This is a genomic window from Mesorhizobium sp. M2A.F.Ca.ET.037.01.1.1 (assembly GCF_003998075.1).
GTDB lineage: Bacteria > Pseudomonadota > Alphaproteobacteria > Rhizobiales > Rhizobiaceae > Mesorhizobium.
In genome coordinates this window covers 1-483 of record NZ_RZSA01001780.1, presented here as the reverse complement: position 1 = coordinate 483, position 483 = coordinate 1, and the positions used below count along the sequence as shown (strand labels likewise).

General features: G+C 59.8%; 1 protein-coding gene. It reads right to left on the bottom strand.

Going from position 1 to position 483, the window contains the following annotated elements:
* Positions 1–331: 331 nt before the first annotated feature.
* Positions 332–472, bottom strand: coding sequence for a DUF1127 domain-containing protein (locus EOA27_RS39770; protein WP_082056374.1), 141 nt, complete (start codon positions 470–472; stop codon positions 332–334).
* Positions 473–483: the final 11 nt, after the last annotated feature.

Here is a 483-nt window from a genome sequence, read left to right as displayed (position 1 = left end):
GGGGACGGCGAGAAACTGGCGCCTAAAACAACACCACCCGCCGGGGGAGGAGGTCCGGCGGGTGTCGTTTTGGGGGTCGATCCTCGGGAGGAGGTGAAGATCGACCTAATTCGTCATCGCCGGGGAGGAGGTCGGCTTTGACGAAATTCCTTTCGCCTTTTTCAGAAGGGGCGAAACCTTCGACGACGAACTACGTTCGCTTCTTGAACAACGCCCGCCGGGGGAGGAGGTCCGGCGGGCGCCGTTTCGGTGGTCAACCCTCGGGAGGAGGTGAAGGTTGACCTCATTCGTCAGGGTCGGGGAGGAGGTCGACCCTGGCGAAATTCCTTGCTTAGATCGCCTTGCGGGCGACCATCTTGATCTCGTCGCGGACGATGCCGAGATCATGGAGCTGACGGTTCGAAAGCCGACCCAGCTCGGAAACCGTCTCGCGATAAACGCGCCAGTTACGATAGCTACGGATCAGGTTCATTGTCTTAACTC

What these genes read in the sequence shown, in the direction of transcription:
- EOA27_RS39770 (WP_082056374.1), bottom strand. Translation starts at nt 472, where the DNA reads ATGAACCTGATCCGTAGCTATCGTAACTGGCGCGTTTATCGCGAGACG.